We start from the raw sequence: 25,310 nt of genomic DNA on the forward strand, positions 1-25,310 counted from the left end.
TCCATGGAAATCGCCTCCACTGCAAGAGCGGAGACTGATTTGCCTGGACCATTAACAATCCCACGCGCCTTTAAAGGCGGGCAAGCAACGCCTTGCGTGTCTCTTCGTCGACGAAGGCAGCCTCGATGGCCGTTAGCGTCATAGCATCGATTTCAGTATCGCTGAAGGCAAAGGCCTCCGAGGCAAGCTCGTATTCCCGCTTGAGCGATGTGTGGAAGAAGGGTGGATCGTCGGAACTGATCGTCACCTTGACGCCTGCTTCTCTCAGTCTGCGCAACGGATGCGATACGAAATCTGGAAAGACCTTGAGCGCGATGTTTGAACCCGGGCAGACCTCCAGTACCGTGCCGAGGTCCGCAAGCCGCCTGACGAGGTCAGCGTCCTCGATCGCCCGTACGCCATGGCCGATACGCGAGGGACGCACCTCGTCCAATGCGTCCGAAACGCTGAAGGCGCCGCAAACTTCACCGGCATGTATGGTGAGGCCGAGCCCTGCATCGCGGGCGATGTCGAAGGCGCGCGCATAATCGGCGACGCGACCCATCCGCTCCTCGCCGGCGAGATTGAAGCCTGTTATCAGCGGATTATTGGCCTTTGCCGCATATTCCGCAGCGCCGATGACCCTATCCGGACCGAAATGCCGTTCCCCGGTCACGATAAGCCGTGCCTCGATACCGCTTTTCGCCTTTGCCCGGCGGATGCCTTCACACACACCCGATATATAGGCGTCCGCGCCGAGCCCGATGCGCTTGCCGTGGTCTGGCGAAACGATGAGCTCGCTGTAGATCGTACCGATGCCGGCAAGTTCTTCCAGATAGGTTTCCGTCAGCAGCGCATAGTCTTCCTCGGTCTTGTAAACCTCGGAAACCTTGTCGTAACATTCCAGAAAGCTCGCGAAATCATGCCAGACATAGGCGCCGTCCTGCAGGCAGGCGCTGATGTCGATACCATATTTGCGCGCCTGTGCCTCGGTCAGATCAGGCGGAGCCGCACCCTCCAGATGGCAGTGCAGCTCGACCTTCTTCAAATGCGATGTCACAGAAAACTCCTCCCATGCGGCCCCGCGGGAATGCCGAGATGCCGCGCAATGCTTTCGCCGATATCGGCATAGGTCCGCCGTATACCGACCGAGCGCGATCTGATGCCGGGACCGTAAGCGATGATGGGCACGCGCTCGCGCGTATGGTCCGTGCCCCGCCAGGTCGGATCGCAACCGTGATCGGCGGTCAGGACCACGAGGTCGCCGGCCCGCAGCTTCTGATGAACTTCAGTAAGGCGCGTGTCGAAGGCTTCGAGGGCAGCCGCATAGCCCGGCACGTCGCGGCGATGGCCATATACCATGTCGAAATCGACGAAATTGGTGAAGACGATATCGCCATCTTCCGCCTCGTCGATTGCGGCAAGGGAAGCATCCATCAGGGCATCGTTGCCATTTGCCTTTATGACCCGCGAAACGCCGTGATGGGCGAAGATATCGCCGATCTTGCCGACCGCATGCACATTGCGGCCATGTTGGACGAGCCGGTCGAGCAGCGTCGGCTCCGGAGGCGGCACCGAGAGGTCACGGCGGTTGCCGGTTCTCTGGAAGGTCGCAGCACTTTGGCCAATGAAGGGACGCGCGATGACGCGGCCGATATTGTAGGGGTCGAGCAGGCTGCGGGCGATTTGGCAAAAGGTGAGCAGGCGGTCGAGGCCGAAATAGACCTCATGAGCTGCGACCTGGAACACGGAATCCGAGGAGGTATAGCAGATCGGCTTGCCGCTGCGCATATGCTCTTCACCGTAGCGGGCTATGATCTCGGTTCCCGAAGCATGGCAATTGCCGAGAATGCCGGGAACGTCAGCCGCGCGGCAGAGCGCATCGATCAGTTCCTGCGGAAAGGCATCGCCCTCGCTCGGAAAATAACCCCAATCGAAGGTAACAGGCGTTCCGGCGATTTCCCAATGACCTGACGGCGTGTCCTTTCCGCGCGACGTTTCGTTGGCAGCGCCGTAGATACCGTAGATCTTGTCCGGCAGCGGCATACCGGCCGGAAACTGGCCGCTGGCCGCCCGGGCAATATGCAGCAGCCCGAGTGCAGACATGTTCGGCAGCGCAAGGGGGCCGGAACGGAGGCCGGCGCGGTCGGCTGCACCTGCCGCACAGAATTCGGCGATATGGCCGAGCGTATCGGCGCCTTCATCGCCATAGGCTGCGGCATCCGGCGCTCCGCCGACACCGAAGGAATCCAGAACGAAGAGAAAGGCCCGCGCCATTTTTCACCCGTATTATCTGCTGTCGTCAGCGTATGGCTGGAACGATCTGTCTGGCGCCAAGCCATATATTGACGGGAACCGCTTGGCAAATTTGAGCTGCGAAAGCGCCGCGCATCTTGCCCTAAAGCGGTTTTGCGAGAACGACATCTATCAAACAGGGACTTGAAGGGTGTCGGCGGAACCTAGCGATCACGTTACGCTTTAGCAGTCGCCGCAGGGAATATTGTCGTTTTGACGCTGGCGATAGAAGTAGCTGCGGCTGATCGTGATGGTGCGTGTCTCTGCCGGCAAGAAGCTGGGAGCAAAGACGAGCAGCGTGTAGGGTATGCTGAGCTCGGTGCGGATGAGGAAGCTGTTTGCCTTCTTCATTTCCGTGGGCACATCGGAAACCGCGCTGTTCTTGGCATAGGGTGCCGCACCGCTCTGGGCCCAGGACCAAAGAACGGTAGGATTGGCGCTGCCGTCGATCTGGATTGCGGTGACCTTCAACGAAAGACCGGAACTGTCATAGGGTGCGAAGATTGCCGGGGCGGCTTTGGCGATATCCGTTAGCGAGCTTTTTGTGACGCTCTGCTGCTGGGTAATGATATCGGCGATCGAGCCGGCAGCACGTGTCGTGCGCTTGCTGACGCTGAGCCCGATCGTGATCTCGAACGCACCGAGATAAAGCATGACGAGAACCGGGAAGATGATCGCAAACTCAATGGCACCGACGCCCCGGCGGTCGCGTGCAAATCGCCGCGCCGTTGAACTCAACCGTATGAAAAGGCTGCTTCGCGCCATTATGGATACTGCTCGTTCTGAAAGGCACCCGTCGCGACGATCAGATATTCGCTCGGCATGGAACTGCCGACAGGGCGAAGGCCTGTGACATAGGGACGAACGAGATCGACAATGATGGACCAGCGGTAATAGGCACGCACCATGTTGATCGAGCCGGGGCCGCCGGGCGTGAACTTGAAATCCGAAGTCTTGAGGTCGGAATACTTATCCGAGGATGCTCGGGGGATCGTCGTCGGGATCGAGGCAAAAGTTGTGAAGCTCCGTACATCCAGATAGAGCTTGCTGGGTGTAGCCGCCTCGGTCTGCGAGCAGCGGATGATGATCGAAATCTCGTTGCAGAAGGCCTGCCGGAACTGTGTCTGCGTCTTGTAGGTCGGGCGGGTAGAATCGAATGTGATCTGCCCTGTGCGCATCTCGCGGCTCATCGTATCGACGGCATTCGAAACAAGTTCTTCCGCAGCGAAGGCGATGAAGGTTTCCAGGATGGCGAATATGATGATGAAATAGGGAATGGCTAGCAATGCGAATTCGATCGCGGCGGAACCATCACGCGATCGTGCCAAGGCGCAAAGTCTGGATAGACGGAGGGACGTACGCACGTTGTCCGTCTCCTGCTCACTGATCGCCATAGTCTGGCCCCGAAAATGTTCTTCGGGCGCCACACTAAGCCGCGTTCGTTGATTTTCCGTTTCAGCTCGGAGCAGCTATTTTAACGAATAGGCGTGAGCTGAGCATATATCAATTGGTTGCGGCGGCGGCTTCACCTTGTTGCGAATGCTGTTCGCAATTGGGCGTGCAGGAAAGAACCGAGCGTTCGGTCTGGCGATAGACGCGCACCGTATTGCCCTCGTCTATGGAGACGAGAATGCGGTCGTCCAGAATGGCGTTGCCGTCGCCATCGAGCAGCACGATATTGGTCGTGCCGAAGCTGCGGCCCGTCAACACGATTGTCTTGGAGTCGGCAACCGTTGCGTCGGCAACCTTGGAATTGCCGACGATGACCTTACTGACCGGACGGTCGAGCTTCAGGACGCGCGCGTGGTCCATATAGACGCGCAGCATGTCCTCCTGGGCGGAGGCCGCGGATGCCGTGAGAGCCGCAATCACCCAGGCAAAGAAAACGGTCTTGCCGTTCGATGGCATTTGGCCCTCTTTCACGATCGCAATGCAGATTGCAGATAGAATGGAAAAAAATGGTGAACGAAGCCTTAAGCTTTTCCTGCCATGTTCGTTTGCGAAACGTATTGGACCGTATCGGCACGCTCTGATGAGGCGTGGAATCGACAGATAGCAGAAACGTGTGCCGTTTCTGGATGCCTGGAAGCTAATGCTACACATTACTTCCGGAAACTCCTTAGAAATGCAAGCAATGCGGTAAGAGATTACTTACCCTGACTGGGCCGGTTGTCTCGTTTACACCTTGTTAACGCATTTCTTTAAGTCGATGGAAACGGCCATTCGGTAGGTTGCAGCCATCCGATCAACGGCAACAGTTGGCGGACGTGCTGAACATCAACTGGAGTTAGGAGTAACCATGACCAAGCTTTTTAGCCGTTTTCTGAAAGATGAATCCGGCGCGACCGCAATTGAATACGGCCTGATCGCCGCTCTGATTTCCGTAGCCCTCGTTGCTGGCGCCACCACGCTTGGCGGCAAGCTCAATTCTACCTTCGTCGAACTCGGCAACAAGCTGGACGACGCTGTGAAGTAATAATTGCTGGGGCGTAGCTCTGGTTTAGTAAGGTCAGGCTCACGAGCGAATCGCCGTGAGCCTGTTTGTCTTGGTGCAGATGAAAACTTGGGGCAGGTGAGAAGATGATCGTAGCCGCAATCCTTCTGGTTTTTCCGCTCTGCCTTGTTTTTGCGGCCATATCCGATCTGTTGACGATGACGATCCCGAACAGGGTGTCGTTGATCCTGATGATTTCGTTCGCCGTGCTGGCGCCTTTGAGTGGCATGGCTCTTCCTGCAATCGGAATGCACGCACTTGGCGCCGCCATCGTGTTCTGCATTTGCTTTGCACTCTTTGCGCTCAATGTGATGGGCGGCGGAGACGCGAAACTTCTGAGCGCGGCTGCGATCTGGTTCGGTTACGATCCCGCGCTGTTATCCTTTCTCGTTTATGTCAGTTTCATCGGCGGTTTGGTGACGTTGGCAATCCTGTTGATCCGCTCGCAGGCAAATATGATATTGGCGATCGGCCTGCCCATTCCCAATTCGCTCCTGCTCGCCAAGAAGATCCCCTATGGTGTTGCCATCGCGATTGGCGGCTTCCTCGCCTTTCCGTCCTCGCCGCTGTTTCTGGCAGCGCTGGAAAGCCTGAAATGACGGCGTATTAATCGGCCGTTAACTTAAAATGTAAGTGTTCCATTAACTATAATTATACCAATTCCTGAGCATTCTGCGGGGCGAACGCGTCGTGCCCTAAGGAATGATCAATGAAACCGGCCCGCCTTATTATCCTAGCTGTCGCCGTGGTGGCAGCCGGCCTTGCCGGTCTTCTTGCGATGAACATGGCCGGTAGTGGCAACGTCGTCACGAAGGTTCAATCCGTCATCGAGAAAGAGCCGACCGTCAACGTCTTGGTTTCCAGCGCCAATCTCCCCGTCGGCGCGCGACTGGATGAGAAGGCGGTCCACTGGATAGCCTGGCCCCAGAACGGGGTTGTCCAGGGCTTTATTACCGAGACCGATCGGCCGGACGCTATCAAGGATCTGCAGGGCGCTGTCGTGCGCTTGCCCGTCTTCGAGGGCGAACCGATCCGTCCCGAGAAGGTAGCCGATTCCAACAGCCGAATCCTGTCCTCGCTGCTGCCTGCCGGTAAGCGCGCCGTAGCGACCGAAATCTCCGTGGCGACCGGTGCCGGTGGCTTCATCCTCCCCAATGACCGCGTTGACGTGATCATGGTGCGTAAGGGGCAGGGCACGGACAAATATATAACCGAAACCGTTTTGAGTAACGTCCGCGTTCTCGCCATCGACCAGCAGATCGAGGAAAAGGAAGACGGCACCAAGGCTGCGGTTGGCACGACAGCAACGCTGGAACTCACCCCCGACCAGACCAAGGTTCTGGCCGTCGCCCAGCAGATGGCCGATCGCCTTTCACTCGCCCTGCGCTCCGTTGCCGACGCGCAAGAGCAGGACACCAGCGCGGCAGACTACCTGCTGAGCGGCGACAACGGCAGCGCAATCGTCCAGGTCATCAAGTCCGGCTCCATCGTTACGGATGCCACCGGCTCAGTGAAGCCGGAGTAAGGGAAATGCAGATGGGCAACTCAAAACAGCGCACCAGGCTTTTCCTGACCGGCTGCCTTTCTCTGGCAATGGCGGCGACGGGCGTTATGCCGTTTTCCTTTCATGCGCCTTTGGAAGTGAAGCAGGCCAATGCCGGCTCGGAAAGCCTCATCCGTATTTCGCAAGGCGGTCCCGGCGCGCATCGCCGTCTGAAGCTCGGCCTCAACAAGGCGCTGGTGGTCGACCTGCCGGAAGACGCCCATGACATTCTCGTTTCCGATCCCAGCATGGCCGATGCCGTAACCCGTACGTCGCGGCGCATCTACCTATTCGGCAAGAAGGTCGGGCAGACCAACATCTTCGTTTTCGGCGCCAGCGGCGAGGAGGTCGTCAGTCTCGATATCGAGATCGAGCGCGACGTATCCGGGCTTGAGGTCAATCTGCGCCGCTTCATTCCCGACTCCGCCATCAAGGTCGAGATCGTTTCTGACAATATCGTGCTGACGGGTACCGTTCGCACGCCACAAGATGCAACTCAGGCAGCATCGCTCGCTGAAGCGTTCCTGAAGGGCGGTGAGGCCACCACGCGTACGGAAACCGCGTCAGGCACCGGCGGCGACAGTGCAGTTGCACTCTTTGCCGAAAACCGCCAGGTCTCACAGGTGGTCAACCTCTTGCAGATCCAAGGTGAAGACCAGGTCACGCTCAAGGTCACGATCGCCGAGGTTCGTCGCGAAATCCTGAAGCAACTCGGTTTCGACAATCTCGTTACCAACTCCTCGGGCATGACGGTCGCCCAGCTTGGTAGTCCCTCGGCGGATACGGCCACATCCGTCGTCGGTGGTGGCCTTGCGGCACTCTTCAAGAACTCGATCGGCAAGTACGATATTTCGACCTATCTGAACGCACTGGAACAGGGCAAGGTCGTCCGCACGCTGGCCGAACCCACTTTGACCGCGATCTCTGGTCAGGCCGCGACTTTCAATTCAGGCGGTCAGGTTCTTTATTCGACGACGGACAACCAGGGCAACGTCACGGTCGTTCCCTATAACTACGGTATCAATCTGGCTTTCAAACCGGTGGTCCTCTCTTCGGGCCGCATCAGCCTGCAGATCAAGACCAATGTCTCGGAGCCGGCGCCGTCGGTATCAGGGACCGCGCCCACCTATCAGCGCCGCTCGGCAGAGACCTCGGTCGAACTCCCCTCGGGCGGTTCGATTGCTCTAGCTGGCCTCATCCGCGACAACATCTCTCAGACGATGAACGGCACTCCCGGCGCATCGAAGATCCCGCTTCTCGGCACGCTCTTCCGCCAGAAGGGGGTTGAACGTCAGGAAACGGAACTCGTCATCATCGCGACGCCCTACCTGGTGCGCCCGGTGGCACGCAATCAGCTCAATCGGCCGGATGACAATTTCAGCCCGCCGGATGACGCATCCGCCTTCTTCATGAACCGCGTCAACAAGGTCTACGGCAGCTCCCAAGCGCCGGTTGCCGATGCGCAGTTCCATGGTTCCATCGGATTTATCTACAAATGAGCGGGGCAGGGTCTGAACCGATGAAAACGAACAGAGATCAGGCGATGGCCCATTGCAGCGCGATACATTTCCGCACGACAAGGCCTCTGCTCGTGGCTGCATCACTCGCCGTTGCAATTCTTTCCGGCTGCGCCGGTCCGCGTGACCAGCTCACGACCGGAGGCATTCCTGATGATTACCGGGAGCGCCACCCGATCGTCGTGACGGAAGCCGAACAAACGGTCGATATTCCCGTTGCCTCCAGCGATCGCCGCCTGACGATTGCACAGCGCGAGTTGATTCGCGGCTTTGCGCAAAACTACGCGTCGCGCGCTTCCGGTCCGGTCTACATCCTGTCTCCGGAGGGATCCGCCAATGCAGGCGCGGCTCGCGCCCTGCGCAGCCAGGTTCGTGCCGAACTTGCTTCGCGTGGCATTGCCAGCAACAAGATCATCAATACGTCCTATGCAGCAACCGGTCTCCGCGACGCTGCGCCGATACGCTTGAGCTTCACCGGTATGACGGCGGTAACGACCCAGTGCGGTCAGTGGCCGAGGGATATCTCGGCAGACTTCACGAACCAGAATTACTACAATTTCGGTTGTGCCTCGCAGAACAACCTCGCCGCTCAGGTCGCCAATCCGGAAGATTTTGTCGCTCCGCGCGGCATGACTCCGATCGACGCCGAGCGGCGCAATCAGGCGATCCAGGAATACCGGACGACCACGACCACGATCGATGATGTCGATTCCGGCCAGACCGGTTTCTGATCAGGCGGGATGAAACGATGAGCACCGTCGACTACGAAATCAAGAATACCAGCGAGCTCCGCCATGCCGAAGAGGCTATGCGCATGGGCGAACTGGAAAATATGCGGCCGCTGCCGCGCATCTCCGTGCACGCTTTCTGCGAAAGCGAGGGATTGCAGCGGGTGATGGAGCGCTGCGCCAATGACCGTCGCATGTCGAAAGTCAGTCTGCGCATTACCAGCGGCGGAACGGCGGCGGCTGCAAACATGTTTTCCAGCGCACCGACCCCGAACCTGATCATCCTTGAAACCAGGGCGAATCCTGCGGGCCTGCTTGCCGAGCTCGCGCCACTTGCTGCCGTCTGCGATCCCTCGACCAAGGTCATCATCGTCGGCTACTACAATGATATCGGTCTTTACCGCGATCTGATCCGCAACGGCATTTCCGAATATATGGTCCAGCCTGTCGCCATGCCGGATATCATGGCCGCAATGGCGACGATCTTCGTCGATCCGGAAGCCGAGCCGCTTGGCCGCTCGATCGCCTTTATTGGCGCCAAGGGCGGTGTCGGCGCATCGACCATCGCTCACAATTGCGCCTTCGGGATCTCGAGCCTGTTCTCGACCGAAACGATCCTGGCCGATCTCGACCTGCCTTATGGCACGGCGAACATCGATTTCGATCAGGATCCGGCCCAGGGCATTGCCGAGGCTGTCTTTGCGCCGGAACGTCTTGACGAGGTTTTCCTCGACCGCCTGCTGACCAAGTGCTCGGAGCATCTCTCGCTTCTGGCTGCCCCTTCGCTTCTCGATCGCGCCTATGATTTCGATGGCCAGGCCTTCCAGCCGGTCATGAATGTGCTGCAGCGCAGTGCGCCGGTGACGGTGCTCGATGTTCCTCATGCCTGGTCGGACTGGACCCGTTCGGTCCTGTCGAGCGCCGATGAGGTCGTCATTTGCGCCGTTCCCGACCTCGCTAACCTTCGCAACACCAAGAACATGCTTGATGCGCTCCGCAAGATGCGTCCGAACGACAAGGTGCCGCATCTCATTCTCAATCAGGTCGGCATGCCAAAGCGGCCGGAAATCTCGATTTCAGATTTCTGCGAGCCGCTGGAAGTCGAACCGATCGCCATCATTCCCTTCGATATCGGTCTTTTCGGTAACGCCGCCAATAGCGGCCGGATGATCTCCGAGGTCGATCCGAAGTCGCCGACATCAGAGACCTTTTCGCAGATCTCGCACATCGTCACGGGTCGCGTGGCGATCAAGAAATCCAGGAAGGGCGGCCTGCTCGGCCTTCTGAAGCGCAAGTGAACGAGTAGAATTGGATCGGATCAATGTTCGGAAAACGCGGAAATGAAGGTTTCGGAAAGGCCGGTGCCGGCGGGATCGCCGCTCCTCCGCCGCCGATGCCGGCTGCCGCCCCGGCAGCGCCATCCGGTCCCGCGGTGCTCGTCGAGCCGTCGCGCGAGCCTGTCCGCCAGCAGGTGGCGCCGCCGCCTATACAGACGCCGCAGCGCAAGCGGCCCGCCCGAACGGACGAATATTACGATACCAAGGCGCAGGTCTTTTCCGCGCTGATCGATACGATCGACCTCTCGCAGCTCTCCAAGCTGGATGGCGAAAGCGCACGCGAGGAAATCCGCGATATCGTCAACGATATCATCACCATCAAGAATTTCGCGATGTCGATCTCGGAGCAGGAAGAACTGCTCGAGGATATCTGCAACGACGTGCTTGGTTACGGTCCGCTCGAGCCGCTGCTGGCGCGCGACGACATTGCCGATATCATGGTCAATGGTGCCGGCCAGACCTTCATCGAAGTCGGCGGCAAGACCATCGAATCCGAAATCCGCTTCCGCGACAATTCGCAGCTTCTTTCGATCTGCCAGCGCATCGTCAGCCAGGTTGGCCGCCGCGTCGATGAATCGAGCCCGATCTGCGACGCGCGCCTGCCCGACGGCTCGCGCGTCAACGTCATCGCGCCGCCGCTGTCGATCGATGGCCCGGCACTCACGATCCGTAAGTTCAAGAAGGACAAGCTGACGCTCGATCAGCTGGTGCGCTTTGGCGCCATCACGCCTGAGGGCGCGACAGTGCTTCAGATCATCGGCCGCGTCCGCTGCAACGTCATCATCTCGGGCGGAACGGGCTCGGGCAAAACCACGCTTCTGAACTGCCTGACGAATTATATCGACCGCGACGAGCGCGTCATTACCTGCGAAGATACGGCCGAACTGCAGCTCCAGCAGCCGCATGTGGTGCGCCTGGAAACCCGCCCGCCGAACATCGAAGGCGAGGGCGAGATCACCATGCGCGACCTCGTCAAGAACTGCCTGCGTATGCGTCCCGAACGCATCATCGTCGGCGAAGTGCGCGGACCAGAGGTTTTCGACCTGCTGCAGGCCATGAACACCGGCCATGACGGCTCGATGGGCACGATCCACGCCAACAACCCGCGCGAATGCCTGAGCCGTATGGAATCGATGATCGCCATGGGTGGCTTCACCCTGCCGGCAAAGACCGTGCGCGAAATCATTTCCTCCTCGATCGATGTCATCATCCAGGCGCAGCGCCTTCGTGACGGCTCGCGTCGCATCACCCAGATCACCGAGGTGATCGGCATGGAAGGTGACGTCATCATCACTCAGGATCTGATGCGTTACGAGATCGAAGGCGAGGACGCGAGCGGCCGTCTGATTGGGCGCCATATGTCGACCGGTATCGGCAAACCGCATTTCTGGGATCGCGCCCGCTACTACAACGAAGAAAAACGCCTCGCCGCCGCGCTCGACGAGATGGAACTGAAATCGAAGGATTGAGATGTTCGGCATCGATCCGACAGTGCTGGCAATTGTCGTTCTTGCAGCTGTTGCGGCGGCAGCGGTGAGCTATGCCGTATTGTTCTCGCGTATCGAGAGCGACAAGAAATCGGCAAGTCGCATCAACCGCGTCAAATCGGCCGAAGTCGATCGCACCAAGGTCAAGGCTGCCCGCGACCGCGTGCAGGAACTGTCGAAGCGCCGAAAATCGGTACAGGACAGCCTGAAGGATCTCGAAAAACGGCAGCACGAGAAGACCAAGAAAACGCTGTCGCTGAAATCCCGCCTGGTGCAGGCGGGACTGCCGATCACGCCAACCCGTTTCTATCTCTTCAGCGCGTTCTTCGCACTTGTGCTGCTGGTCTTGCTCTTCATTGCCGGCGCATCGACACCGGTCATGCTCGGTATCCCCGTGGCCGCAGGGCTTGGTCTGCCGCGCTGGGTGCTGGGCTTCCTCATTTCGCGCCGCCAGAACAAGTTCCTCGATGAATTTCCGAATGCGCTCGACGTTATCGTCCGCTCCATCCGCTCCGGCCTGCCGCTGAACGACGCGATCCGCCTCGTTGCGACCGATGGGGTCGAGCCGGTCAAGGGCGAATTCCGCCGTATCGTCGAATCGCAGCAGGTCGGCCTCAGCGTGCCCGAAGCCTGCGCCCGCATGACCAATCAGATGCCGTTGCAGGAAGTCAATTTCTTCGCGATCGTCATCGCCATCCAGTCGCAGGCTGGCGGCAACCTGTCGGAAGCGATCGGCAACCTTTCAAAGGTGCTGCGTGACCGCAAGAAGATGAAGGCCAAGGTCAAGGCGCTGTCGATGGAAGCCAAGGCATCGGCCTGCATCATCGGCGCCCTGCCTTTCATCGTTGCCCTGCTCGTTTACCTCACGTCGCCGCAATACATGATGCTCTTGTTCACCGATCCGCGCGGCCACTTCATCATGGGCTTTTCGGCGGTCTGGATGTCGATCGGTATCTTCGTGATGCGCAACATGATCAATTTCGATATCTAGCGGGAGCAGGGCACATGTCGCAGGAACTAGCCGCAACATTGACCGATCCCGCCATGATCGTGGCGGTGCTCGTCGCCATCGCTGTCTTTGCCACCTTCTACACGCTTGCCGTTCCCTTTTTCGAGCGTGGCGATCTCAACAAGCGCATGAAGGCCGTCTCGACCGAGCGTGAGCAGATCCGCGCCCGCGAGCGCGCCCGTATGAATGCCGACACTGGCAGCAAGGCGACGCTCAGAAACCAGAACAATCGATCCGTCCGTCAAATTGTCGAGCGGTTCAATCTGCGCAAAGCGCTTGTCGACGACAACACGATGAACAAGCTGCGCGCGGCTGGTCTGCGTTCGGAAAATGCGCTGAACACTTTCCTTGTCGCGCGCTTTCTTCTGCCGTTTCTTTTCCTGGCGGTTGCCGCATTCTGGATGTTCGGTCTCGGCAATCTTGCCGACAAGGGCCTGCCGATCCGGATCTTCATCGTCATCGGCATCGCCTATATCGGCTTCTATGCGCCGAACATCTATATCTCCAACCGTATGGGCAAGCGTCAGCAATCCATCAAGCGCGCCTGGCCGGATGCGCTGGACATGATGCTGATCTGCGTGGAATCGGGTATTTCCATCGAGGCAGCCATGCGCCGGGTTTCCGAAGAGCTCGGCGAACAGTCACCGCCGCTCGCCGAAGAAATGGTGCTTACGACCGCTGAGCTCTCCTTCCTGCCGGATCGCCGCGTCGCCCTCGAGAATCTCGCGACCCGCACCCAGATCGATCTGGTCCGCTCCGTCACCCAGGCGCTCATTCAGGCCGACCGTTACGGCACGCCCGTTGCGACAGCGCTGCGCGTCCTTGCCCAGGAGGGCCGCGACGAACGCATGAACGAGGCGGAAAAGAAGGCCGCTGCCCTGCCGCCGAAGCTGACCGTTCCGATGATCCTCTTCTTCCTGCCGGTGCTGATCGCCGTCATCCTTGGCCCTGCCGGCATCCAGGTCGCCGATCGGTTCTGATTAAGAGATCCGGAAACCCCGCTTTTCCCAAGAACGGCAAAACAAACGGCGATCATCGGCGAGCGGCCCTTGATCGGGTGGGCATTTCCAGCAAAATTGCATGGCGGTTTTACATCCGGAATTGTGTGAGAATGGAGTTTTGCCATGTCATCTCTGGGCATCTTTATCAGCATCATCAGCGCTTTGATGATCGGCGCCATGAGCCCCGGCCCGAGTTTCGTCGTCGTCTCGCGCATCGCCATTTCGCGTTCCCGCTTTGATGGGCTTGCCGCTGCACTCGGCATGGGCATCGGCGGCGTGACCTTCGCCATCCTTGCCCTTGCCGGCTTGACGGCGCTGCTCTCGCAATTCGAGTGGCTTTACCTCGTTCTCAAGATCGCGGGCGGCGCCTATCTGATCTATATTGCTGTCGCGATCTGGAAGGGCGCCAGCGAACCGCTGGCGCTTTCAGGCGACATAGCCGGTAAAAGCACGCCGGCGCGCAGTTTCACGGCAGCGATGCTGACGCAGTTGAGCAATCCCAAAACGATCGTGGTCTACGCCAGTATCTTCGCGGCGCTGCTGCCCAAGACGGTGCCGGTGGAGCTTTTGCTGGCACTGCCGATTGGCGTGTTCCTGGTCGAAGCGGGATGGTATGCGATCGTTGCGCTCGCCTTTTCGACCCAGCAGCCGCGCAAAGTCTATCTTGCTGCCAAGGCCTGGATCGACAGGGCCGCGGGCGCGGTCATGGCCGGTCTCGGCCTGCGTCTCATCCTGTCCGGATTGAGCAGCAGATGACTTAGTTGGTATTGCTGGCGGCAGGTGTGGAGTCCTTCGCCGCGAGCTTCTGCCAGGAATTCTGCTGGGAAAGCATGCCGCGCAGATAGGCGACGTTGGCGTCGGCCTGCTGCGACGAGAGTTCGCGGCGGGCGATCTGCTCGGCCTCGGGGAATCTGCCCTGCAGGCCGACGACGAGAGCGAGGTTCTGGCGCACGCGGCTATCGGCCGAGGGCTGGCCAGCAGCCGAGCGCAGATAGGTTTCCGCCGTACGCAGATCGCCTGTCAGAAGATAAGACATGCCGAGATTGGAAAGGATCGAAGGTTCGTTCGGCTGGATGTCGAGCGCATCGCGATAGCGCTGGCGTGCGTCGTTCGGCTTGCCCATCTGATCGAGGATCGCGCCTTCCGCCGAGATCAGTCGCCAGTCGGGACGGTCGGGCGTCTGTGCTCTGCCGATCGTATCGAGCGCCTGCTGAAGCTGCCCTGTGGCCGCTTGCGCCTTGCCATAGGCTGCCAGCACGTTGCGATCACCGGGATTGGCGATCGCGACCTGCTGCATGACGGCAAGCGCTTGCGCGTCGCGTCCACTCATCCGCAGCAGGTTGGCATAGTTTACGCCATTGACCGGATCGCGCGGGTTCTTCTCATAGGCCTGGCCGACGCGGTTGGTGGCGGCCCGCAACTCGTTGGTGTCCATCTGCTCGACCGGCTTGTCGAGCTTGGGGATGGAACCGGTTGTCATCCGGTCCTTTGTCGTTGTCGAGCAGCCGGCTAGCGCGAGCATGACGAGAACAGCGGCGGTTCCTTGAAAAGCACGCTTTTTAGGAGGAGTAGAGGCCGAGACGGGCATTGCGCGTTCCTGAATGAAATCGGCGCCTGACCTCAAAACGGAACAGGGAAAGGTTTTGACGCAATCTTCGCTCCAGCAATAGTCTGTTAACCCTAACAGACCGTTAAGAAGTGATTCTGCCCCCCGCCTCTAAGGACAAACATGGCCCCCTTCCAGTTCACCGAAAGACCGACGCCTTTCAACACCAAGGGTGGGTCGACGCTACCGATCTTTGCTGTCACGCCCGCCCATATCGAGACCGCAACAATCGATCCGATCGCCCTCGATTGGGCACGCAAAGCCGGCTACAAGGCGGAAAGTGGTTCGCTGCTTCTGATCCCGACAGCCGACGGTCACCTCGGCGGCGCGCTCTTCGGCCTTGGGACCAATCCGTCTGAGCAGCCTTACATCACGGGCAGGCTTGCCCGCGCACTTCCGGCCGGCGACTGGCACATCGAAACGGCTCCGCTGACAGCCAATCGCCTGGCGCTCGGCTTCGGCCTCGGCAGCTACCGTTTCGACCGTTACAAGTCTGAAAAAATCCCGGCGGCGACGCTGATGATCCCGCGCGATGCCGACGGCAATGAGATCAAGCGTCAGCTCGCCGGCGTTTTCCTCGCTCGCGACCTCATCAATACGCCGACCAACGACATGGGACCGGAACAGCTCGAAGCGGCTTTCCGCGATCTCGCTGCCCACTACAAGGCAGAGATGTCGGTTATCATTGGCGACGACCTGCTCAAGGAAAACTTCCCGCTCGTGCACACGGTCGGTCGCGCCAGTGCCGATGCGCCGCGCCTCTTGGAGCTGCGCTGGGGCAAGAAGGGACACCGCAAGGTCACGCTGGTCGGCAAGGGCGTCTGCTTCGATACGGGTGGCCTCGACATCAAGCCGGCTTCCTCCATGCTGCTGATGAAGAAGGACATGGGCGGCGCGGCAAATGTCATGGGCCTGGCGCTCATGATCATGGATGCCAAGCTGAAGGTGGACCTGCGTGTCATCATCCCGGTCGTCGAGAATTCCATCTCGTCCAATGCCTTCCGTCCCGGCGACATCTACAAGAGCCGCAAGGGGTTGACGGTCCAGATCGACAACACCGATGCCGAAGGTCGCCTGATCCTGGCCGATGCGCTCGCCTATGCCGACGAGGAAGAACCTGATCTCTTGATCGATATGGCGACCCTGACAGGCGCTGCCCGCGTTGCACTCGGCCCCGATCTGCCGCCCTTCTTCACGGATGATGCGAATCTTGCCCACGACCTGATGGAAGCAAGCCTTGAGACGGATGATCCGCTCTGGCGGTTGCCGCTTTATGCCGGCTACGAGAAAGATATCCGTACCAAATTCGCCGATATCACCAATGCTCCGGTGGGGGGCATGGCGGGCGCCATCACCGCCGCGCTTTTCCTCAAGCGCTTCGTCAGCAAGGCGAAGAGCTGGGCGCATTTCGATATCTACGGCTGGGCGCCGAACGAGCGCCCACATTCGCCTGGAGGCGGCGAGGCGCAGGCTATCCGCGCGCTCTATCATCATATCCGTCACAGCATGCGCTGAACCGCCAAGGCCATCGCTGACCCGATCGTTAAAATTTTATTCACCTTGCGAGGCGGCATTCTGTGCCGCCTCTTGCTTGCTCGCTGTAACTGCCGGAAAATGAAACGTTAGCGTAACGATTTCCGGAGGGGCCGTGCCGATTGAACTGACCGCCTCGCAGGCGCTTGGCCTCTGGCATGGCGTGGCGCTCAACCAGGTCCGTCACGACGACAGAGATTTGACGTTGCGTCAGATGGCGATCCTGCTGCATATCTATCTCGTGCCGCCACCACATACCGTGCGCGGACTGGCCGCGACGCTGGACGTGACGAAACCGGTCATCACCCGTGCGCTGGATACGATGGGGGACATGGGCCTTGTCGATCGCGTCCGCGACGATGCCGACCGGCGCAACGTCATCATCAAGCGCACCGTTGGCGGGGCGCTCTATCTCGAAAAGCTCGGCGACCTCGTGCGCGAGCAGGGCCGCAAGCTTCCGGTCTGAAAGGCCAGCTCAAAAGGCCACGCTGAAAGGAATGTCATGACGATGCTCGACCGCCGCCTCCATGCCTATCGCCCGGATCTTGCGGAAGCCGGCCTTGAGGGCAAGGTCGAAGCGGCGCGCTTTGTGAGCGGCACGCCGGCCCACGTCTGTGTCCCGGTCATCGCCCTGCGCCCCGAACCGGACCTTGCCCGCGGGATCGATACGGAACTGCTCTATGGCGAGGATGTCACTATATTCGATCGCGCTGACGGCTGGTGCTGGGTCAAGGCTACATCCGATGGCTATGTCGGTTACCTGCCAGCAAGCGCAGTTGCAGAGGCAGCCAACGCCCCGACTCACATCGTCGTTCCGCAGCGCACTTTCCTTTATCAGGAACCGGAATTGCGCAAACCGTATAAGACAGTGCTGTCGATGGGCAGCCGAGTCCACATTGCCGGTCAAGCGGAAGCGCGCGGCAATCATTATCTGGTGCTCGACGATGGCACTGCGATCTTCTCCAAGCATCTCCAGCCGCTTGGAGCGCTGGATGGCCAGGACTATGTCGATATCGCCGCCCGCTTCCTGGAGGTGCCCTATCTTTGGGGCGGCCGCTCCGGCCTTGGCATCGATTGCTCCGGCCTCCTCCAGCTTGCCCTACAGATGACCGGCAGAAGCGCGCCGCGCGATACCGACATGCAGGCGGCAGGCCTTGGCGAGCCGATCGAGCGCTCGGAAGTGCGCCGCGGCGATCTGGTCTTCTGGAAAGGGCATGTTGCCGTTTTCGAAGATCCCGAAACCATCATCCACGCCAACGGCCATACGATGACTGTTGCGCGCGAGAATTTCGAGGCGGCCGTCAAGCGCATCGGCTGGCTCTACGAGCAGCCGACAGGCTATCGCCGCCCGTTCTGAGATTGCCTTCAGGCCACCGGCGGCTTCGGCCAGTCCTTGATGCCACCCGTCCAATCCTCGAATGCTTTCGAGAGTTTCAGCACCCGCATGTCATCGAAGCGCGGCCCAACGATCTGCAGGCCGATCGGCATGCCCGATGCCGAAAAGCCGCAATTGATCGAGGATGCCGGCTGTTCCGACATGTTCCACGGCACGGTGAAGGCGATATGCTCGAAGGGCTGTTTCGGATCATTGGTCGGCGAAGCCCATTCTGCCGGATAGGAGACGATCGGATTGGTAGGAGAGAGCACCGCATCGACCTCGGTGAACAGGCGCCCGCAGGTCTTGCGCATCTCGATCGTCTGGTTGAAGCCCTTCACGGCATCGACACCGCTGATATCGGCACCGCCCTTCGCCCATTCATGGATATAGGGGAGAATATTTGCGCGGCGCTCTTCGCTGAGCCCGGCAATGTCGCCCCAGAAACGAGAGCGCCAGAAAGTGTCGAGCCCGTCCAGCATGGCGCGCGTCAGCACCGGTCCGACAGGAATAATCGTCGCCCCCGCTTTCTCGAAAAGCCTGGCCGCTTCTTCGACCGATATCCTCACATCGTCATCGACGGCAAGACCGCAGCCGGCATCGAGCATCAGACCGATCCGCATGCCGGTGAGATCGATGGCAAGATCCATCCAGTTGAAATCATTCGGCGGCAGGCTGGTGCCGTCGCGCCAGTCTGGGCGCGAAAGCGTCGCCATCGAATAGGCGGCATCCTCCACCGTCCGGGTCATCGGTCCCGCGCAGCGGCCGACATAATAGGGATCGACCGGAATGCGCCCATGGCTCGGTTTGAAGCCGAACACGCCCGTCCAGCCGGCCGGCAAGCGAACTGAACCGCCAATATCGGTGCCGATATGCAATGGCCCGTAGCCGGCAGCAGCCGCCGCCGAAGCGCCGGCGCTGGAGCCGCCGGGGTTCTGTGAGGTATTCCACGGGTTGCGGCTCAGATGATGGAAGCTCGAAAGACCCGACGAAAGCATGCCGTAGTCGGGGCAGGTCGTCTTGGCAAAGATAACAGCGCCATCCTCCCGCAGCCGCGCCGCCGCCGGCGCATCCGCTTCCGCTGGCTTCAGCTCGACCGCCTTCGTGCCGAGCGGCACCGGTTGTCCCCTGGTGGCGATCAATTCCTTGAGCGTAACCGGAATGCCGTCGAGCGGGCCGAGCGTTTCACCTTTCATCCAGCGCTCGCCCGATGCCTTTGCTTGCTCGCGCGCCGCTTCCGGATCGTAGAGGTATAGCGCTGCGATCGACGGCTCCCAGGCGTCGATATGCCTTTCGAGCGCAAGCCAGTATTCGAGCGGCGAGAGGGTTTTATCGCTGAAGCGTCGCCTGAGCTCGCGGATGGTGAAATTGGTATCTGGCATGGTCTGGTCTTTCGGGCGGTTTGTCTCGGGAGGACATCAGCGGCTCGCTTCGCGCGGGTCGAGCAGATCGCGCAACCCATCACCCAGCATGTTGAAGCCGAAGACGGTGAGCGCGATAGCAAGACCGGGCAGGATCGCCAGCCACGGAGCAAGCGAAAGGAATGTCTGGGCGTCTGCCAGCATGCGTCCCCAGGTCGGAGCCGGCGGCGCCATGCCGAGACCAAGGAACGAGAGGCCGGCTTCCGTCAGGATCGCGAGACCGAGCTGGATCGCTGCATGCACGATGATCTGGCTCATGATGTTCGGCAGCACGTGCCGCACCGAGATCGTGAAACGGCTGTTGCCGATCGCCTGTGCCGCCAGCACATAATCGCGGCTCCAGGCCTGCAGCGAGGTCGCGAGCGTTACGCGCGCAAAGACCGGCACCATGAAGACGGCAATGGCCGTGATCGCCGTGAAGCGTCCTGGCCCGAGGAAGGCACCGAGGAGCATCGCGGACAGGATCGGCGGCAGCGCGAAGATGACGTCGCAGGCGCGCATCAAAAGCGCCTCGTAGGGGCCGCGGATGGCAGCCGCGGAAATCCCCGCAATGGAACCGAGTGTGCCGCCGATGGCGACCGCGCTGACGGCGATCGACAGCGAATTCCAGCACCCGACCATCAGCATGGAAACTACGTCGCGGCCGAACTGATCCGTGCCGAGCAGGCCGAAGGCAAGCGGCGGCTGCAGCTTGTGAATGATCTGCATCTTGGCCGGCGGCAGCGGCGTCCAGAAAAGCGATAGCAGGGCAATGGTGGCCAGAAGGCCGATGACGATGGTTCCGGCGATGAGATTCTTTCGCCGACTAAGCCTGAAGCTTTGGCGCCGTGGAAAGATGGCGGAGGAGACGATGGGAGCCATCATGCCGCCTTTCGCATGCGCGGGTCGATCGCCAGGTAGGAGAGATCGACGATGAAGTTCATGACGATGACGAGGCCCGCGAAGAACAGCACGACATCCTGCATCACGATGATGTCGCGCTGTGACAAGGCTTGAAAGGCAAGCCGTCCGAGACCTGGCAGATTGAAGACGTTTTCGACCAGAACTGCGCCGGCAACGAGAAAAGTGAATTGCAGCCCGAGAATGGTCAGGATCGGCACCAGCGCATTCGGCACGATATGCCGCCACAGCACCGTTCTGCGCGACAGTCCTTTGGCGACGGCAGTGCGCGCGAAATCCTCGTGCATGGTGTCGAGGACGGCGGAGCGCGCCACGCGAGTCAGCACGCCGGATTGCGGCAGGGCCAGTGCGACAGCCGGCATCAACAAGGCCTGCAATGCCGGCAGAAGTCCGGCATCCCACCCGGGAAAACCACCTGCCGGCATCAGACCGAGCGTGGAGGAAAACAGGATGATAAGCAGCAGCGCCACCCAGAAGGCAGGCACGGCGATGCTGATCTGCGAGAAGACAGTGGCGATCGCATCGACGATCCCGCCACGTCGCGCCGCTGCCAACACGCCGAGCGGCAATGCGATCACCACTGAGAGAACGATGGCAATCATCGCAAGCGGAAGCGTCACCGCCAGACGCTCGACGATCAGCCCGGCGACAGGTACGCCATAGGTATAGGACTGCCCGAGATTGCCGGAGAAGACGCCGGCGAGCCATTGGCCGTAGCGAATGAGCAATGGCTGGTCGAGGCCGAGTTCGTGGCGCAGTGCCGCCAGTGTTTCGGGACTGGCCGACGTGCCGAGCATGATCGACGCGGGATCGCCGGGCAGCAGGTCCATGACGGCGAAGATCACCAGGGACACGATGAGAAGAGTAATGGCGAGACCGGCGAGGCGGCGGGAAAGCAGTGCGATCATATCGTCTTCAACACCCTGTCCGCCGCCCGCATCAGCAGTTTATTCGTCCCAGGAAACATTGCTGAGGACGTTGGAGGGGATCGGCTCGTTCTCCCACAGGCCCTTCAGCTTCTTGTCCCAGACGCCGAGCTTGGGCATGACGAAGAGATAGAGCGCCGGCACGTCCTCGGCGAGGATCTTCTGGGCTTCGCCATAGATCTTGGCCTGTTCCGATGGATCGGCCGTCTCCTGCACCTTCTTCATCAGGTCATTGAAGGCCGGATTCTTGTAATTGAAGTAATAGGGATCGCGCGAATAGATATCGATGTCCATCGGTTCGGCATGGGCGACGATGGTCATGTCGTAGTCACGGCTGGTCATGACATCCTTCACCCATTTCGCCGGAAATTCCGTGGGCTCGATATTAACAGTCACGCCGATCTCGGCCAACATCGCCTGCATGACCTGGGCGCTGCGCGGCGCATAGGCCATCTGCGGCGATTTGATCGTGAAGGTGAAGCCGTTGGGATAGCCGGCCTCGGTTAGCAGCGCCTTCGCTTTCTCGACATTGTAGGGCAGAACGCCGGTCATATCCTGATAGCCCGGATCGTTCGGCGTATAATGACTGCCGATCGCCGTTCCGAGGCCGGACCAGGCACCATCGATGACGGTCTGGCGGTCGATCGCCATCATCAGCGCCTGGCGTACGCGCTTGTCGTCGAACGGCTTGCGCGCATTGTTCATGCCGGCAACGACCTTGAGCTCGGTATTGCCGACCTTGGTCGCAAGACGCGCGTCGCCATCGAAGGAGCTCATCAGCTCCGGTGCGGCAAATTCCGGAAAGGCGTCGAGATCGCCGGATTTCAGTGCTGCTGCCTGTGCCTGAGGATCGTTGATGAAGCGGAAGGTCACCTTCTCGAGCTTGGCCGCGCCATCCTTGTTCCAGTAGTCGGCATTCTTGACGAGTTCCACGTGGTCGCCCTTGGCCCAGGCGGAGAATTTGAACGGCCCGGTGCCGACAGGCGTGGTCTTGTCGTCAGCTGCAGACTTCGGTCCGACCATGATCGAGGCCGGCCAGCCGAGCCAGTAGATCAGGCTGCCGGTCGGGCTGGAAAGATGCAGCACCAGCGTCTCGGCATCGGGCGTTTCGATGGAGGCGATCGAGGCGAAGAAGCGCTTCTGCGGATTGACCGAATCCTTGCCGCGGGCGCGGTCGAGGGCGAATTTGGCGGCGGTGGAATCGAAGGCCTCGCCGTCGTGGAATTTGACACCGGTCTGCAACTTGAACGTATAGGTCAGGCCATCGGGGGAAATGTCCCAGCTTTTGGCGAGTTGCGGCTGCACCTTGCCGGTCTCATCGATGCTGACCAGGCCTTCGAAGATGTTTTGCCAGGTCACCTGGCCGATGGCGACAGGCGCGGCAATCGTCGGGTCGAGTCCAGCAGGCTCGACGCTCATGCCGAGATTGAGCGTTGTTTTGGCGGCTTCGGCGGGTGTCAGCGCCAGCATCATGATGCCGGCTGAAAGCGCGGCACCCATGGAAAGACGCCGCATGAGACGCGCTGACGGCGCGAGCGAAACCTTGATCATCCTGTTCCCCTGTCTGGCTCCGCTGCTTGGCAGATCCCTTTTGCGAGTAGAGTGGCACTACGAGGGTGCACACACAATGACGATTTTGTGTGCTCAGTGTAGCCGAAAAAGCTACACCGTAATTCCTGGCCCAATGCAAGCCCGTGGGTCTACTCTTTGCTTCCCGCCCTGCGGTTGGCGCGCTCGCGCATGAAGCGTTCGATGAAATCGAGAAGCTTGGTTGCGGCAAAGGAAAGCTGTCGATCAGGTGCCACGCAGAGATCGACATGCGTGCGGATGCCGGTCTTGCCGGCAAGGGGAATGGCGCAGAGCTGGCCGGCCTCGATCTCGCGGCGAACGGTCAGTGCCGGCAGCAGCGTCACGGCTGCGCCGCTCAGAACCAGTTCCTTCAGCATCTCCAGCGAACTCGTCACGAACACCGGATCGAGGCTCAGCCCTTCCTTCTCGAAGAGCGCGTCGAAAGCTTGGCGGAAACCAAAGGATTGATCGGGCAGTGCCAGAGCGTAGTCGGCGAGCTCCTTGAGCGGAATATCCTGGCGTGATGCTGCCGGGTGGTTTGGCGCTGTGATAAGATCGTAAGTGATCTCCGAACGCAGCCGCACCTTGGTACCCGACGTTGGCGGCGCAAACAGGGTCACCGCAATATCGGCCTCGGCGCTGTTGACCGCTTCGACTGCGGCCCGTGCGCTGGTGATCGTCACGGCAAAACGCAGCTTGGGATATTTCAGGCTGAATTCTGCCAGCGCCGGCGCAAGCAGATTGGCAACGGTCGCGCCGTTGGCGTAAATGTTGACGCGCCCGCGCTGTAGCCCCTTCAGGTCTTCGATCAGCTGCAGCACATGGTCGAGCTCGCGCAGCGTCCGACCCGCACGGGCCGCCAGCAGCTCGCCCGCCGCCGTCAGCTTCACGCCACGCGCGCTGCGTTCCACCAGCGGCGCACCGAAATGATATTCGAGGTTCTCGATCTGCCGGCTGATGGCCGTCGGGGCGACATTCAGGTTTTCGGCCGCCTGACGCATGGAGTTGGTTCGCACCAGCTCGTCGAAATACATCAGCGCCCGAATCTGCATTTACCTGTTCTCCGCCGTCAGGCTCTCTTCTTGTAGTGTAGGCAATCAGCGCCCGGCCGCATAGCGGTCGCGCCATGCAGGCAGCGCGCTCGGCACCGGAAGCGCGGTTGCTTCGTAGACCCCGCGCGCAATCGCCCGCGCCATCACGATCCCCGCCAGATGGCACAATTCCATCAGGCTTGCCATGTCGTTGCGCTTCTGTTTGCCGGTGGAGGCTGCAAAAATCGTGTCGCCGTCGAGTGGCAGGTGGGCTGGCAGGACCGCGCGGGCCAGTCCGTCATGGGCGGCAATGGAAAGCCGGTGCGCTTCCGCCTTGATGAGCGACGCGTCGGTGACAACGGCGCCGATCGTCGTGGCTGTCGTTTTCACGCTTTTGAGCCGCAATCGATGATCGATTTCCGTGGGCATGCCGAGCCCGCCGAATTCATTATTCTGCTCGAATGGAGCCGCCCAGAAATGCGGGCCTTCGCCGATAGTCGCCGTGCCCACAGCGTTGACGGCAACGATCGCCGCGATGCGATGCCCGACGCTGCTGACTGCACTTGCCGAGCCAAGGCCGCCCTTGAAGGTAGCAGTCGTTGCACCCGTGCCGGCGCCAACCGTGCCGAGATCAAACGCACCCTTGTGTGCGGCCCTCGCGGCCTCATAGCCCATCTCGCGGTAAGGCGAATGTATGCCCCAGCCCTTGTCGCCGCCATTCAGCAGATCCATCAGGATCGCCTGCGGTACGATCGGGATACGAACCGGGCCGACCTGGAATCCGCGTCCCATCTCGCGCAATGCCGCCTGCACGCCGCCCGCCGCATCGAGACCGAAGGCCGATCCGCCCGACAGCACGAAGGCGTCGACGGCATCGACGACCATGGAGGGATCGAGCAGCGCCGTATCGCGCCCGCCTGGTGCGCCGCCAAGCACGCTGCCGGAGGCAACTGCCGGCTCATCGAAGATGATAGTCGTGACACCGGAGCCAAGCGGCAGGTCGGTTGCGTGACCGACGGAGACGCCTTCGATATCGGTGAGGAGATTGAGAAGATCGGACAAGCGCGTCTCCTGTCTTGAGGGAAGCGTGCCGATAGGAAGTCAAATGCCCTCAAAAAACAAGACCGGCCCGTTTTGCCGGGCCGGTCGGAAATCCTCTGATAGTATTAAAGCCGCGTTCCGCGTCAGGCATGAAGGGGCTTCGGGTGGCGGCGGGTCATCAGATCGTGAATGGCCAGCTTTACCTCGGCGGGCGAGCTGAAATGCTGCTCGTCGAGGTCATGGACATGGAATTTGACGGCGATGAATTTCAGCCGGTCTTCATCCGGAATGACGATCCCAACAGGGATGCCTGCATATTCGATAACTTCTTTTTTCATTACATAGAACTCCTGCCGCGCGGATGCGCAGGCTATGGCGAATTGACTTGTCTGGTACCGTTGAAAGGGGGACGATCGTCACATTCGACAGTTCGGGCGGGAGAGCGCGCCCGGACGGTCATTGCCAAGCACAGATCGCCCAAGGACTCGTGCGAGAATTTCGATATCAATCATGTCTCG

The 25,310-nt window shown here is 60.3% G+C and carries 26 protein-coding genes; 13 read left to right on the top strand and 13 right to left on the bottom strand.

The window, feature by feature from the left end:
- Nucleotides 1-70: 70 nt before the first annotated feature.
- The 5 genes from AC1DF8_RS05025 to AC1DF8_RS05045 form a co-directional block, all read right to left on the bottom strand.
- Nucleotides 71-1,039: an adenosine deaminase gene (locus AC1DF8_RS05025; protein WP_477995146.1), complete on the bottom strand. Its 969-nt coding sequence runs from the start codon at nt 1,037-1,039 to the stop codon at nt 71-73.
- Nucleotides 1,036-2,256 carry a phosphopentomutase gene (locus AC1DF8_RS05030; RefSeq protein ID WP_477995147.1) on the bottom strand — a complete coding sequence of 407 codons (1,221 nt, stop codon included), beginning with the start codon at nt 2,254-2,256 and terminating at the stop codon, nt 1,036-1,038. The genes AC1DF8_RS05025 and AC1DF8_RS05030 overlap by 4 nt, the downstream gene beginning before the upstream one ends.
- Nucleotides 2,257-2,457: 201 nt before the next feature.
- Entirely contained in the window at nt 2,458-3,039 is a 582-nt protein-coding gene (locus tag AC1DF8_RS05035) for a TadE/TadG family type IV pilus assembly protein (protein ID WP_018114946.1), read from the bottom strand.
- Nucleotides 3,039-3,668 carry a TadE/TadG family type IV pilus assembly protein gene (locus tag AC1DF8_RS05040; RefSeq protein ID WP_477995148.1) on the bottom strand — a complete coding sequence of 210 codons (630 nt, stop codon included), beginning with the start codon at nt 3,666-3,668 and terminating at the stop codon, nt 3,039-3,041. Before AC1DF8_RS05040 ends, AC1DF8_RS05035 begins: the two co-directional genes overlap by 1 nt.
- Before the next feature lie 109 nt (nt 3,669-3,777).
- Nucleotides 3,778-4,182, bottom strand: coding sequence for a pilus assembly protein N-terminal domain-containing protein (locus AC1DF8_RS05045; RefSeq protein WP_113146785.1), 405 nt, complete (start codon nt 4,180-4,182; stop codon nt 3,778-3,780).
- 391 nt (nt 4,183-4,573) lie between these two features.
- Here AC1DF8_RS05045 and AC1DF8_RS05050 point away from each other — a divergent pair, with 391 nt between their 5' ends.
- From AC1DF8_RS05050 to AC1DF8_RS05095, 10 genes are all read left to right on the top strand, one after another.
- Entirely contained in the window at nt 4,574-4,750 is a 177-nt protein-coding gene (locus tag AC1DF8_RS05050) for a Flp family type IVb pilin (protein ID WP_113016238.1), read from the top strand.
- Between the two features lie 104 nt (nt 4,751-4,854).
- Nucleotides 4,855-5,367 (top strand): A24 family peptidase, encoded by a 513-nt coding sequence (locus tag AC1DF8_RS05055; RefSeq protein ID WP_113016239.1) that lies wholly within the window; start codon nt 4,855-4,857, stop codon nt 5,365-5,367.
- 110 nt (nt 5,368-5,477) lie between these two features.
- Entirely contained in the window at nt 5,478-6,293 is an 816-nt protein-coding gene (gene cpaB / locus AC1DF8_RS05060; RefSeq protein WP_018114940.1) for a Flp pilus assembly protein CpaB, read from the top strand.
- 5 nt (nt 6,294-6,298) lie between these two features.
- Nucleotides 6,299-7,810, top strand: coding sequence for a type II and III secretion system protein family protein (locus AC1DF8_RS05065; protein ID WP_477995149.1), 1,512 nt, complete (start codon nt 6,299-6,301; stop codon nt 7,808-7,810).
- Nucleotides 7,807-8,559, top strand: coding sequence for a CpaD family pilus assembly protein (locus tag AC1DF8_RS05070; protein ID WP_112970138.1), 753 nt, complete (start codon nt 7,807-7,809; stop codon nt 8,557-8,559). Before AC1DF8_RS05065 ends, AC1DF8_RS05070 begins: the two co-directional genes overlap by 4 nt.
- A gap of 17 nt (nt 8,560-8,576) precedes the next feature.
- Complete coding sequence (locus AC1DF8_RS05075; protein ID WP_477995150.1) at nt 8,577-9,854, top strand: CpaE/TadZ family protein; 1,278 nt, start codon at nt 8,577-8,579, stop codon at nt 9,852-9,854.
- A 23-nt stretch (nt 9,855-9,877) separates the two neighbouring features.
- Complete coding sequence (locus tag AC1DF8_RS05080) at nt 9,878-11,362, top strand: TadA family conjugal transfer-associated ATPase (RefSeq protein WP_112542769.1); 1,485 nt, start codon at nt 9,878-9,880, stop codon at nt 11,360-11,362.
- Between the two features lies 1 nt (nt 11,363).
- Nucleotides 11,364-12,371: a type II secretion system F family protein gene (locus AC1DF8_RS05085; RefSeq protein WP_477995151.1), complete on the top strand. Its 1,008-nt coding sequence runs from the start codon at nt 11,364-11,366 to the stop codon at nt 12,369-12,371.
- A gap of 14 nt (nt 12,372-12,385) precedes the next feature.
- Entirely contained in the window at nt 12,386-13,369 is a 984-nt protein-coding gene (locus AC1DF8_RS05090; protein ID WP_112542767.1) for a type II secretion system F family protein, read from the top strand.
- Between the two features lie 144 nt (nt 13,370-13,513).
- On the top strand, nt 13,514-14,146 hold the full coding sequence (locus AC1DF8_RS05095) for a LysE family translocator (protein ID WP_477995152.1): 633 nt from the start codon (nt 13,514-13,516) through the stop codon (nt 14,144-14,146).
- A gap of 1 nt (nt 14,147) precedes the next feature.
- Here AC1DF8_RS05095 and AC1DF8_RS05100 read toward each other — a convergent pair whose 3' ends face one another.
- Complete coding sequence (locus AC1DF8_RS05100) at nt 14,148-14,978, bottom strand: tetratricopeptide repeat protein (protein ID WP_477995153.1); 831 nt, start codon at nt 14,976-14,978, stop codon at nt 14,148-14,150.
- A gap of 141 nt (nt 14,979-15,119) precedes the next feature.
- Here AC1DF8_RS05100 and AC1DF8_RS05105 point away from each other — a divergent pair, with 141 nt between their 5' ends.
- The 3 genes from AC1DF8_RS05105 (at nt 15,120) to AC1DF8_RS05115 (ending at nt 17,886) form a co-directional block, all read left to right on the top strand.
- Nucleotides 15,120-16,511 (top strand): leucyl aminopeptidase family protein, encoded by a 1,392-nt coding sequence (locus AC1DF8_RS05105; protein ID WP_477995154.1) that lies wholly within the window; start codon nt 15,120-15,122, stop codon nt 16,509-16,511.
- Nucleotides 16,512-16,644: 133 nt separating this feature from the next.
- Nucleotides 16,645-16,995 (top strand): MarR family transcriptional regulator, encoded by a 351-nt coding sequence (locus AC1DF8_RS05110; protein ID WP_112542763.1) that lies wholly within the window; start codon nt 16,645-16,647, stop codon nt 16,993-16,995.
- A 36-nt stretch (nt 16,996-17,031) separates the two neighbouring features.
- Nucleotides 17,032-17,886 carry a C40 family peptidase gene (locus tag AC1DF8_RS05115; RefSeq protein WP_113211214.1) on the top strand — a complete coding sequence of 285 codons (855 nt, stop codon included), beginning with the start codon at nt 17,032-17,034 and terminating at the stop codon, nt 17,884-17,886.
- A gap of 8 nt (nt 17,887-17,894) precedes the next feature.
- Here AC1DF8_RS05115 and AC1DF8_RS05120 read toward each other — a convergent pair whose 3' ends face one another.
- From AC1DF8_RS05120 to AC1DF8_RS05150, 7 genes are all read right to left on the bottom strand, one after another.
- The gene (locus tag AC1DF8_RS05120) at nt 17,895-19,286 is read right to left on the bottom strand and encodes an amidase (protein WP_477995155.1); all 1,392 of its coding nucleotides are present in this window, start codon (nt 19,284-19,286) and stop codon (nt 17,895-17,897) included.
- A gap of 36 nt (nt 19,287-19,322) precedes the next feature.
- Nucleotides 19,323-20,186, bottom strand: a complete 864-nt coding sequence (locus tag AC1DF8_RS05125) for an ABC transporter permease (protein WP_477995479.1) — start codon at nt 20,184-20,186, stop codon at nt 19,323-19,325.
- Nucleotides 20,186-21,133: an ABC transporter permease gene (locus AC1DF8_RS05130; protein WP_477995156.1), complete on the bottom strand. Its 948-nt coding sequence runs from the start codon at nt 21,131-21,133 to the stop codon at nt 20,186-20,188. Before AC1DF8_RS05130 ends, AC1DF8_RS05125 begins: the two co-directional genes overlap by 1 nt.
- Before the next feature lie 39 nt (nt 21,134-21,172).
- Entirely contained in the window at nt 21,173-22,702 is a 1,530-nt protein-coding gene (locus tag AC1DF8_RS05135) for an ABC transporter substrate-binding protein (RefSeq protein WP_477995157.1), read from the bottom strand.
- Nucleotides 22,703-22,851: 149 nt separating this feature from the next.
- On the bottom strand, nt 22,852-23,772 hold the full coding sequence (locus tag AC1DF8_RS05140) for a LysR family transcriptional regulator (protein WP_477995158.1): 921 nt from the start codon (nt 23,770-23,772) through the stop codon (nt 22,852-22,854).
- A 45-nt stretch (nt 23,773-23,817) separates the two neighbouring features.
- A complete protein-coding gene (locus AC1DF8_RS05145; RefSeq protein WP_477995159.1) occupies nt 23,818-24,813 on the bottom strand; it encodes a P1 family peptidase in 996 nt (331 codons plus the stop codon).
- 122 nt (nt 24,814-24,935) lie between these two features.
- A complete protein-coding gene (locus AC1DF8_RS05150; protein WP_007813230.1) occupies nt 24,936-25,130 on the bottom strand; it encodes a hypothetical protein in 195 nt (64 codons plus the stop codon).
- Nucleotides 25,131-25,310 lie beyond the last annotated feature (180 nt).

It is taken from the genome of Rhizobium sp. 05N49 (genome assembly GCF_056396805.1).